Source organism: Streptomyces sp. NPDC045701 (assembly GCF_056432045.1).
This window is the reverse complement of record NZ_JBWKJV010000071.1, coordinates 1-14,050: the sequence shown is the minus strand read 5'-3', so window position 1 is coordinate 14,050 and position 14,050 is coordinate 1. Positions and strand designations below refer to the sequence as shown.

Genomic DNA, 14,050 nt, shown 5'->3' with positions numbered 1-14,050 from the left:
CGGATGCTCGGCCAACGGGCACGTCCGGTTCGGCGGGCGGGGACGGGAAAACCGGCACTGGAAACAGTGCACGGCGTCTCGTCCCCGACCCAACATCAGCCACTGGAACGAGCCGAGGCGAACCTCGTCTTCCAGGTGATCTCCAAGCGCTATGAGAAGGGCTCCATCGTCCTCACCTCGAATAAGACGTTCAGCGAGTGGGGACAGATCTTCGGCGACGAGGTGCTCGCCACCGCGATCCCCGACCGGCTCCTCCACCACTGCGATGTCATCTCCATCAACGGGCCCAGCTACCGCCTGAAGAACCGCCTTGCCGCCATCGAGCGGGACACCCAAATCGCCTGACGGCTGAGCACATTTATCTGTACTTGGCTGAGCACTTTTCGGAGTACGCCGACAGGCCTGGTACTACAAATGGCGGGGCAGGCCCGGGAATCCGACGAAGCGTGAGGTGAGACGGGCTGCGCTGGCCGAGCGGATCAAGCACTTCTTCACTCTGTCCGGCCGTACCTACGGCTCGGCTCTCCGCGGATCACGCGGACCTGTGGGCTGAGGGCTGGCAGGTGTCGGTGAACACGGTCGCCGAGATCATGGCCGAGGAGGGCTGGTACGGCCGTGAGCCGAAGAAGCGCCGGAACCTGACCCGGCAGGTCAAGCGGCCCGCCACCTGTGACCTGGCCGGACGGCACTTCGACGCGATCGCCCCCGATGTGCTCTGGGTTGGGGACATGACCGAGATCGACACCGGCGGGGGCAAGCTCTGCCTGGCCACCGTCATCGGCCTGTTCTCGCGCCGCTGCCCCGGATACGCCATGGACGCTCACCACGACGCCGCCCTCGTCAGCGCGTCCTTGCAGATGGCCGCCGCGAACCGCGGCGGCAACGTGGACGGAGTGATCTTCCACAGCGACCGCGGCAGCAACGGCGGATACACGTCCGCCGCTTACAACAGCTTGTGTGACCGGCTGGGCGTGATCCAGTCCATAGGACGGGTCGGGTCGTGCTTCGACAACGCCGCCGCCGAGGCGTTCAACTCCACAGTCAAGGTCGAGTATGTCCACCGGCACCGGTTCACGACCCGTGCCGGGGCCCGGCTGAAGATCGCCACCTGGGCCGCCGACTTCTACAACACCAGACGCCGCCACACCCGTGCCGACAGACTCCCGCCTGTGGAGTCCGAGCAGATGATCAGCCCGTACACCGGACGTATGGTGCTTCGGCCGCCGGTGGAACCGATGTTGGCGCAGGCCCGCGACGCGGTGCCCGCGACGGGCGTGCTGCCTGGTGAGCTGCGATTTCAGCCCAAGTTCGACGCCTACCGGGCGATCGTCTTCACCCCGTGGCCCGCGCCTTGCCCGCTGCTGGTGCAGTCCCGCCGCGGCAGCTCCTACAGAGCCGCTTCCCTGATCTCCTGGACGCCGCTGCGGACCTCCCCGACGGCCTGGTCCTCGATGGCGAGCTGGTCGTGGGGGCCGAGGGCCAGATGTCGTTCGAGGCGCTCCAGCGGTGAGCAGTCTCTGGCGGCCGCACCGCGAGCGCCCGAGCTCGCCGGGCACGTCCAGGCCGTGGCGTTCGACGCGGCACCGGCCGCCTGGGCGTCGTTCCCAACGCGCTCGCGGACGGCACGAAGCTGCGCTGGACCACGCCGCGGCTGGTCGCGGCCGTCAACGAGAAGGTCCCCGGCGCGCATGTCCGCTCGGTGCACGTCCGGCCGCCCGCGTCCAGGGATATCAGCGGCGTCTGGTAGTGGTGGTCCATCGCATACCCGATGACCTCCTTAGTGCAGCGCCACCAGCCCCCGCCGTCAGCGGCCACTCGGCTCGCCCTTCCGCGTGCCCATCGCCCGTCTCGAAGCCGGACGCGCGGCTCTCCACGCCACGGAGTCCCAGGCGGGCAGGTGAACCGGACTCCTGGTGCGGACGACACTGATCCGTGCCTAGCGTGGAGTGCTACGGGCCCGGCCGGCACCGGTACGGGCCTTCGCTGCGTGACGACCGCGCGGATGTCCCCGACACGAAAGTGAGCCGTCATGTCCGACCGACCGCAGACCGGTCCGGCGCCGTCCGGATCGCGGGCCAGGGGCGACGTGGGCAGACGGACGGCGGCGCGCCGCGAGCAGCTGGGCCTGTCCCAGGAGGACCTCGCCCTGCGCACCGGCGCCGCACCCGAGTACATCCGATACCTGGAGACCCACCCCGCCACGCACGGCATCGGTCTTCTGCTCCGCCTCGCCGATGCCCTCGAAACGAGCGTCGAGGAACTAACCGGTGGCAACGTCGACCTTCCTCCCGGCGTCGGCCAGGCCGCGTATCACCCGGAGCTCCTGGAGCTCGGTCGGCCGGAGTGCTGGGAGCTGCTGGGCAGCCACGGCGTGGGGCGCATCGCCGTGACCACCGGGGCGGGGCCGACGATCGTCCCGGTCAATTACTTGGCGCTCGGGGAGGAGGTCGCCTTCAGGACGTCACCGGACGCCACACCCGCGAGAGCCGCCGGACACGTGGTCGCCTTCGAGGTGGACCGCATTGACGACGCGTTCAGCCGCGGATGGAGCGTTCTTGTCGTCGGCGACGCGTATACGGTCACCGCACCCGACGCCGTGCGGAGGCTGGAGACGCACAGCCGCAGCGCGCCGTGGGCCGGCGGCATGAGGGACCTGTGGATCACCGTGACACCCGATCGAGTGACCGGGCGGCGGATCGTCGTACGGGACCGGTGACGCGCGAGGCCGCGCACCTCAGCAGACGACCAGGACCTCGGAAACGGACCTACGAGGGGTCGCGGGCGTCTCGGGGCCGTAGCCAAGGCGAATCAGCATCTGCGGGTACTCCGCCCCCGACACCGGGTCGCGCAGCGCCCCGCGCAGCTCCGGCCATTCGAGAAACCTGCGAATTGAGGGACGTGGAGAGGCCGTCCTGCGTCGCCTGCAGCAGGAGCCGCTCCATGGCCTGACCGGCGAGCAGCCAGTCCTCTCTTTTGTCCTCCCGCGTGCCGAGAACCGCCAGACAGGGCGAGCTCTCGAAGACCGCGGAACCGCGACCTGTCGGCCGCCGCTGAAGTCCCGGACCGACGCCCGTCCGTCGTAGCGGCGGGGGCCCATCGCGTAGACGGTCCGTCTCGTGGCTTGACTTCAGCATTGGGCAGCGGCTTGAGTTGTTCGGCCTCAACGTGCTGCCTGCGGCGGCGGGCGGCGGTCTGCTGCGACCGGTCCTTGCGGCAGTTCTACCGCCTGCCTCGCCATCCCAGTGCTCACCGCGCTCGCCTCCACCGACAAACGCCTGCGCCGCCGGCTGCGCGGGCCTGTCATCGCTCCGCCGTGGCACTGCCGGTGTGCACCTGCCTGCCCGTCCCCGCGCCAGGCGTCGGGCGAGTCCCTGCGAAACGGGTGAGCACCGGACCGGTCACGGCGAGCAGCAGGACGTAGGCGGCCACCAAGGCGCCGAGCCGGTCCTGCCGCACCCCGGCCAGACCGATCATGATGAGGGAGAACTCGCCGCGTGCGATGAGCGAGGTACCGGCCCGCAGTCGGCCCCGGTGCCCCGCGCCTTCCCGTCGTGCGGCGTACCAGCCGGCCGCCATCTTCGTCAGCGCCGTGACCACCCCCAGCAGCAGGGCGGCGGGAAGCACCGGCAGCAGCGTCTCCGGCCTGACCGACAGGCCGATGGAGAGGAAGAAGACGGCGGCGAACAGGTCCCGCAGCGGGCTCAGTACCTGCCGTGCCCGGTCGGCCGCCTCACCGGTGAGTGACAGTCCCACGATGAAGGCTCCGACCGCGGCGGAGATGTGCGCGGCCTCGGCGAGTGCGGCGACGATCAGTGTCACGCCGAGCACCCGCAGCTGTAGTTGCTCGGCGTCCGGACGCAGATGCAGCAGCAGCCGCCCGAGATGGTGCCCCCACCAGTACGACACGGCGAGCGCGGCCAGGGCCGCGCCGAGGGCCAGCAGGACGCCCAGGAGTGCCTGCAGCCAGGTGCCTCCGGCGGCGACGACCGCGAGCAGCGGGAGGAACGCGGCCATCGCGAAATCTTCCAGCACCAGCACGGACAGCACGGCCGGGGTCTCCCGGTTGCCCAGGCGCTTCAGGTCGCTCAGAAGCCGGGCGATGATTCCCGAGGAGGAGATGTAGGTCACGCCCGCCAGGGTCAGGATCCCGGTGGCGTCCAGGCCCAGCAGCCATCCCGCCGCGGCTCCGGGTGTCGCGTTCAATAAAAGATCGACTGCTCCGGACGGCAGATGGTGGCGGAGGCTGCCGGTGAACTCCGGCACGGTGAACTCCAGGCCGAGCACCAGCAGCAGGAGGACCACCCCGATGCCCGATCCGGTTTCAATGAACGGGCCGGCGGCCGGAACCGGGGCGATGCCCCCCTCGCCCAGAGCCAGACCCGCAAGGAGATAGAGCGGGATGGGCGAGAGCGCGAAACGCCGGGCCAGCGTCCCGAGCAGACTCAGCGCTGCCAGGATGACCCCCAGCTCCAGCAGCAGAGCGACCGAGACGTTCACCGGTCAGCCTGGATGATCTGTTCCACCTGGGCAATCCCCTCATGGGTTCCGATCACCACCAGCACATCCCCCGCGCGCAGCACCTGCCCCGGCCCCGGCGAAGGCATCACCTCCTCGCCGCGCACGATCGCCACGATCGACGCACCGGTCCGCGTCCGGGCCCTGGTCTCCCCCAGCAGATGGTCCACAAAGGGCCCGCCCGCACCTACCTCGACCTGCCCGGCACTCAGCCCCGGCACCTCCTTGGTCAGGTCCGCGAACCGCTCTGCGATGCGCGGGGCTCCCAGAATCTCGGCGAGAGTGTCGGCCTCCTCGCGGGTCAGCCGGAACGCGACCCGCGCCTCGTCCGGATCTAGGCCCTCATAGGTCATCAGCTCGAAATCGCCGGACCGGAGGGCGACGACACTCATCCGGTCCCCCTCGTGGGTGGTGAACTCGTAGCGCATCCCCACCCCGGGCAGCAGTACTTCGTTGACGTCCATGCCGCCAATCATCACGCCGCACGCAAACCTGTATGCCTCTACACGAAGAGGGCATATGGGGGTTTCGTCGCCAGCGACGGACTGTCCGAACTCGCATGGCCGTGCGGAGTGCATCGCAGGACGGTGCGTCAGGCTATGAATTTGGCGGTTCCGCCGCTGCGGAAGAAACCGGTGCCACGGACGTCTGTCCTGGATCCGGCCAAGGGCTGGATCGACGCGATACTGCGGGAGGATCTCACCGCTCCGTGCAAGCAGAAGCACACCGCCCGGCGGATCCATCAGCGGCTTGCGCAAGAGCACGGCTTCGACCAGGCGTCCTGCTCGACGGCCTGTGACTACCTGCTGGTCCGGCGCCCGCAGATCGAGGCCGAGGCCCGGGAAGGGCACCGGCATCTGGACGGGATAGTGCCTCAGGTGCATCTCGGCTCGGTACGGAACGGCCGTCGCCGTCTCGTCCCCGTCCTCCGCGCCGAAGAAGCCCGCGGCCACCGCCGCGCACACGACCGCGACGGCCGACGCCACGGTCAAGAGCGTGCGCGCCCCGTTGAGGAAGCAGAGGTCGACTTCGCCGGTGTGTGGGTCCGCCTGGCGCGGCGAGGTGGTCAAGTGCCACCTGTTCACGCTGCGGATGTCGTACTCGGGCAAGGCCGTCCACCAGGTCTACGCCTCGCACCCTGCGCCCATGAAGGGGTGGCAAGGCCGGTATTGTGGCCGGATGGGGAAATGGAGCCGGGCCCAGCTGGACAGGCTGGTCGAGGAGGCCACCGTCGACGCCTACGGCGAGGACGAGGAAGTCACGGGCCTGTTCACGATGGTCGAGGAACATCTGGCCATGCCGTTCGCCACGACGGTCCTGGGCGTGGAAGTGTGCGTCATCGGCGTCGACCTCACCGCGAGCGGGATCGTGGCCATCTGCACCCGCGGCAAACAGCGGCAGCCCATCGGGCTTCTGGATCTGCCCCTGCCCACTCCCGCACCGAGCGGCGCGCACTGGATCGAGGCCTACCGCCACTGGGCGGGCTGACACCCTGCCAGGTTGTGCCCGGGCACGGTACCGGGCGCCGCCGGGGTCCAACGGCCCGCGGCGAAGGGGTTCGGGCTGGTCGGGCACAGTGGCGCGGTGCGCGAAGAAGATGACACAGAACTGCTAGACACTGCGCCCGTCCGCCGCGACCATCGCCCAGGTGACCGAGGTACTGGACGCAGGCGACTTCTATCCCGAGGAGCCGATAGCCGCCTTCGCCTGGCCCCTGCTCCTACAGGCCGGCGGCCTGGCCCCGCGGGCAAGCTCGCGCTGACCACGCGCGGCCGCGGCGGGAACTCCTTCACGAACTGGTGGAACCGGCCCTCCAGCTCGAAGAACTTCAGCATCAGTACGAACCTTATCTTCAGCCGCAGAACCGGACGTGGCTCTGACCTGGGTCGTTGCCTGGTGGCCGGTGTCGACGACGGACCGGATCAGCTGGGTCCGATGGTCTTCACCGACTGCTGGCGAGGGCTGCGGGATTCACCCGAAGAGGTGAGGGCGGCGGCCCGCTGTTGTCCGAGCACGCGGGCGAGCTGGTCCCTCAGTTCTCTCACCTCCGCCTCCAGCTGACGGTTTCGGGCCGTCGCGGCCTCCAGCCGCCGCAGCAGGGAAGCATCAGACGCGCGCTGCTGGTCGGGGACTTGGGGCGCTGAAGCCACCGGGGCGTGCCGCTCGCGCAGGCGGTGGATCTCGGCCCGCAGGTCGGTCTGGCTGTAGAGCCAGGACCGCGAGACACCGGCCTCTCGGGCGACCCCGTCGAAGGAGACCGGCTGGCCGGCGGCGCCCGTTCCCTCGTTGCCGCGGCCCGGGAACGGGCGGCAGCAACGATGTGTGGGGAGTTGTCAGCCCGCATCGGCGGCCTCCTGCAGCCCGCCGGCTTCGAGTTCGGTGATCATCTGGTCGAGGTTGGCCGCGACCTGCTCGTTCATCTCGGCCACCTGCTGATGTCCGCAGCCCTTCGCATTGTCGATCAGCGTCAGCGTCCGCCGGTGCTGGGCCTTCAGCTCGGGCAGGAACTCCGGGCCGGTGAGGAAGACCGGGCAGGTCAGACAGGCGTTGGCATGCGGACAGCTCTTTTGAACGGGGAGCCCGCAGTAGCCGTTGGGCAGGGTCTGGGTGGAAAGGCCGTAGCGGGTCTTGGCCCACTCTGCCTTAGCCAGCGGGCCCTCGGGGGCGGGGGCGACGCGCTCGCCCCGGATGTTGACCTTGGTGGCGGCCTCCCAGCGGCGCCGGACGGTCTGATCGGTGATCCGTGCGTAGTGGGCCGTCATCTGGTGGGAGTCGTGATCGAGGAGAACGCGGACGACTTCCTGCGGGACGTCCCGGCTGATCAGCCGGGTGGCGAAGGTGTGCCGCCACTGGTGCGGGGTGAGGTGGACCGGCTGCCCGTTCTCGTCACGGACGTCGCACTGGGCGAGCCAGCGCTTGAGCATCTGCCGGTAGGTGTCCGGGGAGAAGTGCCGGGTGCCGTCGGCGTTGCCCTTCAGCCGGGGGAAAACATGCGGATTGCCGTCCGGCCAGCGTTGAAGGACGCGCTGCTGCTGGGCCCGGACTTCGGCCTCGATCTCCTCGTCGATGGGGACGGCGGCCTCCCGGCTCATCTTGTTGTTGAAGTAGCGCAGGTAAGGGGCGCCCTGGCCGTCATGAAGCAGGCAGTCGAACCGGATGGTGCAGGCGTCGGAGACACGCAGGCCGCAGCGGATCAGGATGAGACTGATCAGCCGGGCGGCGGGATCAGTCCATCGGTCGGGGTTCGCCGGCTGTTCGACCTGGGTCATGATGTGCTCGGCCAGGTGGCGGGCGAGCCGTGTGCGGCGCCGCGGGCAGTCGCCCGTGAAGAACGCGGCGCTGGTCGGCAGGGAGTTGTCCCAGCCGTGCTGGCGAATGGCCTGGAAGAACAGGTGCAGGCCGTTGACGCGGCTCTCGTTCGAGCTGAGCCCGCCGGGGAGGCCGGTCAGCCAGGCCAGGTAGCGCTCCAGCAGGGCCCTGTCGACGTCGCCCAGGCCGCGGACAACGGTGGGGCCGACGGCGTCGAGGAACTCGCTGAACCGGGTCAGGGCCTGCATGTCGCTGACAACTGTGCTGACGTTCAGGCCGGACGACAGCCGCAGCCTGATCCACCGCTTCGCCAGCACCCGCATCCAGGGCTGGGTGATGCGGTCGAACCGCAGCTCGCTGCGGGGACGGGGCCGACTGACGCTGCGGTTGAGCCCGGTCAGCTTGCCCAGCCGCCACACGTCCCGGGCGTACTCGACCTCCCAGCCGGTGCCGTCGCGCAGGGTCTCGACCGCGTCCCGGGCGTAGAGGAGGAACACTGCGACGCGCTTGTCGTAGCCGCCGGATCCGCGGCGCTGGTAGGGGTTGGCGACCCGCTGCCACCGTTCCGCGGAGTAGTCGAGCAGGGACCCGACTCGCTCCTCGCGAGCCCAACGGATGGCGGCCGTGATCATGCGGGCCGGAGCGGTGACGGTCTGTTCGTCGCGACGGGCCTGGACGGCGTACTGGAACTCCAGCTTCAGCTGCGGCGCCAAGTCACGGAATTCCACGCGCGGCAGGCCGAAGGACTGGCACTCGACGATGAAGACCTCGACCGGCGGGGCGCCATCCTGGCGCCACCGGACATGATGGCTCTTGCAGAACGCGTTCGCCGCATGCTCCACCCACAGGGTGCAGGTGGGCAGCGCGCACTCGGTGCGGTCGGTGCCTGGCAGCGGCGGCGCCGAAGCCGCCCAGGCGGCGGGATCGGCGCCGCCGGAGCGGGACCACTTGTCGCGGTGCCGCGAGCACAAGCCCTTGCCGGCGGCGCCGAAGCGGCAGCCCGCGACGGTGCAGTGCATGAGCTCGCCCACACCCCGGAGCGGCAGGCCGGGGTCGGCGAGGAACACCGCCAGGTCAGGGCGCCCGTCCCGGCGCCAGCGCTGGGCATGGCCGGTGCACAAGCCCTGCTCGTGGGCGGCGCGGTTGCAGCCCGGGACCGGGCAGCGCTTCCAGCCCAGCACCGGGTCGTCGGCATCGGGGACCAGGACGTCGACGCGGAACTCCGGGCGGACCGCGGCCAGCAATTTTCTCCAGCAGCCCGGACCGGCCGAGCGGACCCGTGGGCAGAGGGGTGACAGTCACAGCCGCACCTCCCGGCCGGTGAACCAGCCCGCCGCTTCCAGCGTCCGGCGGGCGTCCTCGACGGTGAGGTGCCCGTACGTATCCATCGTGGTGGTGATCGAGGCATGCCCGAGGAGTTCCTTCACGCTCTCCATGCCGGCGCCCTTGCGCAGCAGCCACGTGGCGTAGGTGTGCCGGAACTGGTGCGGCTCGAAGTCGATGCCGGTGCGGCGGCGCAGCCCTTCCACCAGGTCATAGACGGCGGAGTAGGCAAGTGGACGACCGTGAGGGCGGCCCCAGAGACTGACGAACACGTAGTCCGAGTCCAGGGCCCCGTACCCGCGGTTGAGATAGTCGGCATACAGCCGCATCAGCTCCGCGCTGGCCGGGACGCTTCGCGAGCGGCCAGCCTTCGCCCGCGCCCGGTTCGCGTTCGGGCGCGGGATCACGCTCACCTGCCGTTCGGCCAGCGCGATGTCCTCGTGCCGCAGCCCCAGTACCTCGCCGATCCGCAGTCCGGTGTCCAGCAGCAGCGCGAACAGCAGCCGGTCCCGCAGATGCTCGCACCCGTCCAGCACCGCCCGGGCGTCGCCGGCGGACAGCACGACCGGTCGCCGACGCGGCTGCCGCAGCCAGATCGTGCGCGCCTTCTGCGGACGGCTCTTGGCGATGCGCTCCAGGAACGGCTTGTAGGAACTGCCGCGACCACGGCGACCGGCAGGCCGCATCGTCACCATCAGGTCGCCGAGCGGCACCCCGTGGCGGGCGTGGAACTCACAAAACTGGACTCCGCGCAGTGGTGATCCGCCGTGGGCAACACCGCAACCTTCCCGTCCCGGGCCTGTGGCGGCAGCCGGAGCCAGCCCACGAACCCGGCGACGTCCCCCAGCGTCACCGACCGCCAGTCCAGCCCCCGACCTTCCAGGTAGACGAACCAGTCCTTCAGGGGCCTCGCGTTTTCCGGACAGTTCAAGGCAATCCTATTGGACGTCTGTCCGGAAACTTCGGGGCACCTCACCTTCAGGTCGTGGGCGTACGCCTTGACCGTGTTCGGTGACTTCTCGCCCCAGGCCAGGTAGGCCAGGTAACGCTCGATCGGCGTGACTGGCACATGGTCGTCCCCGAGCACCGTCCATGACTCGGCCTCCGAGTCCGGCATCAGCACGCGCTGTACCCGCATGGAACCTCCCGCTCATCCGTGGTGGATGACGGAAGGTAATCCCATCCAGGACGGGGCCGAAGGGGTCTTCACTCGTACGTGCTGCACGTGATGGACAGGGCCTCAGCGACTCCAGATAACGAACCCGAGCCTGGTCGGGCCGGACTTGTTCGCGACCAGGTCCCAGTCGCCGCCCGCCGCCGTCCAGCACGCCACCACGTCCTCGGGCGACCACTCCCGGCGCATGAACGTTCCCACCCCTCCGTCGACTACTCATTCGGCCTAACGAAGAGGCCGGGCGCGAAGCAACGGGAGGGGCAGAGGGCCGACGACTACTTTGCACCGTGGGTCAGAGATAGGACACCCAAATGCGGATGATCTATTGTATACACCGTCCTGACCTGGCGTGATACTGACGCTCCGGGGCGAGGGATCATGCAGAGCAGGCCCGAGACGGGGCGACAGAGCGCCTACCTCGGTGTGGGAGTGCGGGATCAGCCCCCGAACCGCTCAGGGGCGCGCCGCCCCGCGCAGAGAGCCTTGCGCGTCGCGGAGATGCCCGAGTTGAGCCAGCGGTCACCCTTCGGCAGGTCAGCGGTCACGGGGATGAGTCCAATGAGTGACCGGGTTTCCTGCACACATTTCGTCGCTCCGGGCGTCACACCAGCAAGGGGCCGCCGCAGCGTTCGGCGCCGCCCTTCACCGCAGATTGGCCTGCACATAGGAGATGTGGTTCCTGGACTGCCAGTCGGTCGGGAAGTAGGTGACCAGCCGTGACTTCTGGAATCGGGCAGGGATTTCCGGTACGAAGGAGTTCTCGTTGTAGTAGGCGACATGTGTCGGGTCCTGGTAGGCGCGTGGGGCGAGGAGGTCCGGGAGAAGTTTCAACGCCCCGGAGCTCAACCTCGCCCGGTACATCAAGGACGGCAACGTCACCGACGACGACAACGGCGAGTAAGGGAACAGGCAGGCGATGACCACGCAGTCCGGGGACGGCCTGGACCAGGCGGTGCAGAAGGCGTTCACCCGCCCCGCACCCAAAGGCCTCGCTCGTGACTGCCGCCAATTGGCGACAGTTCCTCGTCAGTGGAACGGGGACCAGTGCCCAAAGGGCGGCGGGTGGTCACGTCGGCAGCCTTCCGCCAGGTTGGTGCCTAGTACGCCCCGGTCCCGAAGCTGTGCCAGATCAGGCAGGTGCAGACCTTGCAGGGGGCCCGTGTCCAGGTCAGCCTCCGTGGCTCCGACGCGGGGCCGGAACTCATCGGTCACGGCCCGGTCTACGGACTCCACTCGGGGACCATGTCCCAAGGGCCGACGTCTGTCATGACTCACAAGGATTATCGTATGGGCAGGTGGCAGGACGCCGGTACTGGGCCACGGCGGTAACGTGCTGCTACTGACGGATCCGCCGGCGGCGGGGATGAAGGGGGCGCGCACTGTGCAGATGGATCCCAAGGGCTGCCTGGATTGACCTCGGCGTTCACCCCGACGCAGACCGGGACGTGGGCCGTGATGGCCACCGGCAGCGTGGCACTACTGGTCGGGATCTTCCTCGGCCTGGCCCTCGCCAAGGACTGACGGCCTGCCCGCCCTACCCGGAGCCGCCCGTAGCAGCGGACAGCATGCCCCTCACACGGTGAACGTTCCCCTGGGCGGGCGGGTGAAGACCGCAGCGGTCCCGGGATCACCCGTTCGCGAATCACCGCCCATCAGGACAGGTGCTCGCGCAGATCGACGTGCCGCGTCAGGAGCCGTCGTAGTGATCACGGCTTCCCGACTTGGCCAGCCCACGGCTGATCATGTAGCCGAAGGTGAGGATCACGATGTACAGCCAGGCTTTGTCGGCACGGAAGTAGTCGGCGTGACCCTCTTCGGTGCCCACCAGCATGGAGGCGATCAGGACCGCGATCACAGAGGCGATGTAGACGAAGAACTCCGTCGTCTTCAGGGCGGACTTCGTCTCGGTCGACAAGCGGCGCGGGCCGTGTCCGGAAACGCCTGTACCGCCGTTGCGACGACCAGGGGTGCCAGGGGTGCCCGCCGGGTTCACAGTGGTCATGAGGTGTCCAATTCGTTATGCGAAGCACGCTCCGCAGGTCGGGATTACGCCAAGATCGACGCTCTCCTACCTGAGTGACTACCCAGGAAAGGGGAAGCAACATCACGGCAGCCGCGTGAACTGTGCCTGACGATGGTTGCGGAGGTGATTCTCATTAGGAGCGTTATTATCCTGAGCCACCGAGATGGTCAGGGGCTGTGACCTGGGTGTCCTCGTTGCGGACAACGTCCGCAACGAGGACCGGCGGAGCCTGCTGCCCTTGGATCAGTGGGGCCGATCGTTACAAAGAGCGGCGTGTGGGAACGGGCCCGGTGCTGGGCCATCAAGATCGTGAAGTCCAGCTGTGCGGAGGCGCCCGAGAGCTTCGGCGAGCTGTCGGCGGAGCCGGGTGTTCTCTTCTGCGAGTTCACGGTTTCGGGAGTTCACAGATTCGAGGCGGCGTCGAAGGGACGGGGCGCTGCTGCGTTGCCGCGACGGGATCGATGACCCTCGAAGGCGGCCAGGTCGCCGCCGCGGCCAAGGGCAGCCACGGCGGACGGCCGAAGGTCATTGACGACGACATGCTCACCTGCCGCCGCGCTGAAGAACAAGGGCGTCCCGGTCCCCGAGATCGCGAAGAAGCTGGTCATCAAGACCGGGGAAGAACGCGGGCAAGGACCCCTCGGTCGCCTCGCACTACCGGGCGCTCGCCGAAGCCGAGGACGTCGCGGCGGACGACGGCCTGCCGCTCAGGCCGAAGCCCGTCCGCCTTCGCGACTCACTCACCCCGAGATCGACCTCCGCGAACGCCTCCAGTCCCAACCCCACCCGAACACGGAGATCCGCAGCTAGACTCCATGATCGTTCTCAGTGCCAACGGCTGTACCGATGGTCCGAGCGCCGCCAATTGCATCGGATGCGAACTCGCGACGGTTAGTTAGTTAGTACTGCAATCACAGTTAGGGGGTGTGTCCGCGTTGTTTGTAGTGGCTGTTGCGGGCGCGTGTCTGGCTGAGCGCCTGATCCTGAACCAGTAGCGGCGGGTGACCTCGATCGACTTGTTACCGGGCGAGGCGGCGTCCCATGAGGATGATCATCGACCATTTGACCATGGCTTCGTGGTGTTCGGGGAGGCGTTCGTCATCGCGGACGCAACGCCTTCTGCGGCAGATCCACGACAGGGTGCGTTCAACGACCCACCGCCGGGCAGAACGACGAACCCCCGGGCGCCGTCGTTGCGTTTAACGATTTCCAAGGTCAGGGCGAGATGGTCTTTCGCCCAGGTCACGAGCTTGCCGGCGTATCCGCCATCGGCCCAGGTGAGGGTGATGCGGTGGTGGACCTGGCGCAGACGCATAAGCAAGGGGCGGGCGCCGTCGCGGTCCTGCACCGATGCCCTGGTGACGGCAACGGTCAAAAGCAGGCCGAGGGTGCCGACCGCGATGTGACGCTTGCGGCCGTTGGTCTTTTTTGGCCATGTCGAAGCCCCGGCTCGTGGCGCCGACGGTCTCTGCGGCCCGTACCGACTGCGAGTCGATGACCGCGGCGGTCGGTTCCGGGTCGCGATTGTCCCGGCGGCGGACCTGGTCGCGCAGCCAGTCGTGCAGCTCGTCCACCGCCTGGGAACGTGTCCAGCGCAGGAAGAACTTGCCAACCGTGCTGAATGGCGGGAAGTCCACTGGCAGAGCCCGCCACTTGCAGCCGTTGTCCACCACGTACCGGATGGCGTCCACGATCACCCGACGGCA

Annotated in this window: 14 protein-coding genes and 3 pseudogenes; 4 read left to right on the top strand and 13 right to left on the bottom strand. The window is 68.6% G+C overall.

Annotation, left to right across the window (positions count from 1 at the left end; all coding sequences use genetic code 11):
- The 3 genes from AC07DW_RS31045 to AC07DW_RS31035 form a co-directional block, all read left to right on the top strand.
- Positions 1-345: ATP-binding protein (locus AC07DW_RS31045; protein WP_478860998.1), on the top strand; the 345-nt coding region annotated here is incomplete at its 5' end.
- Between the two features lie 218 nt (positions 346-563).
- Entirely contained in the window at positions 564-1,772 is a 1,209-nt protein-coding gene (locus AC07DW_RS31040) for an IS3 family transposase (protein ID WP_478860997.1), read from the top strand.
- 257 nt (positions 1,773-2,029) lie between these two features.
- Entirely contained in the window at positions 2,030-2,716 is a 687-nt protein-coding gene (locus tag AC07DW_RS31035; RefSeq protein ID WP_478860996.1) for a helix-turn-helix domain-containing protein, read from the top strand.
- A gap of 18 nt (positions 2,717-2,734) precedes the next feature.
- Here AC07DW_RS31035 and AC07DW_RS31030 read toward each other — a convergent pair.
- The 3 genes and pseudogenes from AC07DW_RS31030 to AC07DW_RS31020 all read right to left on the bottom strand — a co-directional run.
- Positions 2,735-3,103, bottom strand: a pseudogene (locus tag AC07DW_RS31030) (Acg family FMN-binding oxidoreductase); the annotation flags it as partial.
- A 197-nt stretch (positions 3,104-3,300) separates the two neighbouring features.
- Positions 3,301-4,497: a cation:proton antiporter gene (locus AC07DW_RS31025; protein ID WP_478860995.1), complete on the bottom strand. Its 1,197-nt coding sequence runs from the start codon at positions 4,495-4,497 to the stop codon at positions 3,301-3,303.
- Positions 4,494-5,624, bottom strand: a complete 1,131-nt coding sequence (locus tag AC07DW_RS31020; RefSeq protein WP_478860994.1) for a cation:proton antiporter regulatory subunit — start codon at positions 5,622-5,624, stop codon at positions 4,494-4,496. Before AC07DW_RS31020 ends, AC07DW_RS31025 begins: the two co-directional genes overlap by 4 nt.
- A gap of 70 nt (positions 5,625-5,694) precedes the next feature.
- Between AC07DW_RS31020 and AC07DW_RS31015 the strand changes: the two genes are divergently transcribed.
- Positions 5,695-6,003, top strand: coding sequence for a hypothetical protein (locus tag AC07DW_RS31015; protein WP_478860993.1), 309 nt, complete (start codon positions 5,695-5,697; stop codon positions 6,001-6,003).
- 434 nt (positions 6,004-6,437) lie between these two features.
- Here AC07DW_RS31015 and AC07DW_RS31010 read toward each other — a convergent pair.
- The 10 genes and pseudogenes from AC07DW_RS31010 to AC07DW_RS30965 all read right to left on the bottom strand — a co-directional run.
- A pseudogene (locus tag AC07DW_RS31010) lies at positions 6,438-6,773 on the bottom strand (DUF6262 family protein); the annotation flags it as partial.
- Positions 6,774-6,848: 75 nt separating this feature from the next.
- A complete protein-coding gene (locus tag AC07DW_RS31005) occupies positions 6,849-9,068 on the bottom strand; it encodes a tyrosine-type recombinase/integrase (protein WP_478860992.1) in 2,220 nt (739 codons plus the stop codon).
- A 54-nt stretch (positions 9,069-9,122) separates the two neighbouring features.
- Entirely contained in the window at positions 9,123-9,833 is a 711-nt protein-coding gene (locus AC07DW_RS31000) for a tyrosine-type recombinase/integrase (RefSeq protein WP_478860991.1), read from the bottom strand.
- 8 nt (positions 9,834-9,841) lie between these two features.
- Positions 9,842-10,285: a hypothetical protein gene (locus tag AC07DW_RS30995; RefSeq protein WP_478860990.1), complete on the bottom strand. Its 444-nt coding sequence runs from the start codon at positions 10,283-10,285 to the stop codon at positions 9,842-9,844.
- A 102-nt stretch (positions 10,286-10,387) separates the two neighbouring features.
- A complete protein-coding gene (locus tag AC07DW_RS30990) occupies positions 10,388-10,522 on the bottom strand; it encodes a hypothetical protein (RefSeq protein ID WP_478860989.1) in 135 nt (44 codons plus the stop codon).
- 441 nt (positions 10,523-10,963) lie between these two features.
- Positions 10,964-11,152, bottom strand: coding sequence for a hypothetical protein (locus AC07DW_RS30985; protein ID WP_478860999.1), 189 nt, complete (start codon positions 11,150-11,152; stop codon positions 10,964-10,966).
- Between the two features lie 856 nt (positions 11,153-12,008).
- Positions 12,009-12,323: a hypothetical protein gene (locus AC07DW_RS30980; RefSeq protein WP_478860988.1), complete on the bottom strand. Its 315-nt coding sequence runs from the start codon at positions 12,321-12,323 to the stop codon at positions 12,009-12,011.
- Positions 12,324-12,745: 422 nt separating this feature from the next.
- Positions 12,746-12,952, bottom strand: a complete 207-nt coding sequence (locus tag AC07DW_RS30975; protein WP_478860987.1) for a hypothetical protein — start codon at positions 12,950-12,952, stop codon at positions 12,746-12,748.
- Positions 12,953-13,395: 443 nt separating this feature from the next.
- Positions 13,396-13,719: a transposase gene (locus AC07DW_RS30970; RefSeq protein ID WP_478860986.1), complete on the bottom strand. Its 324-nt coding sequence runs from the start codon at positions 13,717-13,719 to the stop codon at positions 13,396-13,398.
- A 244-nt stretch (positions 13,720-13,963) separates the two neighbouring features.
- Positions 13,964-14,014: pseudogene (locus AC07DW_RS30965) on the bottom strand (hypothetical protein); the annotation flags it as partial.
- Positions 14,015-14,050 lie beyond the last annotated feature (36 nt).

Bases quoted from the DNA above. Each gene is read 5' to 3' on its own strand.
- AC07DW_RS30980 (WP_478860988.1), bottom strand. From the start codon at position 12,323: ATGACCACTGTGAACCCGGCGGGCACCCCTGGCACCCCTGGTCGTCGC.
- AC07DW_RS31000 (WP_478860991.1), bottom strand. From the start codon at position 9,833: ATGCGGCCTGCCGGTCGCCGTGGTCGCGGCAGTTCCTACAAGCCGTTC.
- AC07DW_RS31015 (WP_478860993.1), top strand. From the start codon at position 5,695: ATGGGGAAATGGAGCCGGGCCCAGCTGGACAGGCTGGTCGAGGAGGCC.
- AC07DW_RS31035 (WP_478860996.1), top strand. From the start codon at position 2,030: ATGTCCGACCGACCGCAGACCGGTCCGGCGCCGTCCGGATCGCGGGCC.
- AC07DW_RS30975 (WP_478860987.1), bottom strand. From the start codon at position 12,952: ATGACCAGCTTCTTCGCGATCTCGGGGACCGGGACGCCCTTGTTCTTC.
- AC07DW_RS30995 (WP_478860990.1), bottom strand. From the start codon at position 10,285: ATGCGGGTACAGCGCGTGCTGATGCCGGACTCGGAGGCCGAGTCATGG.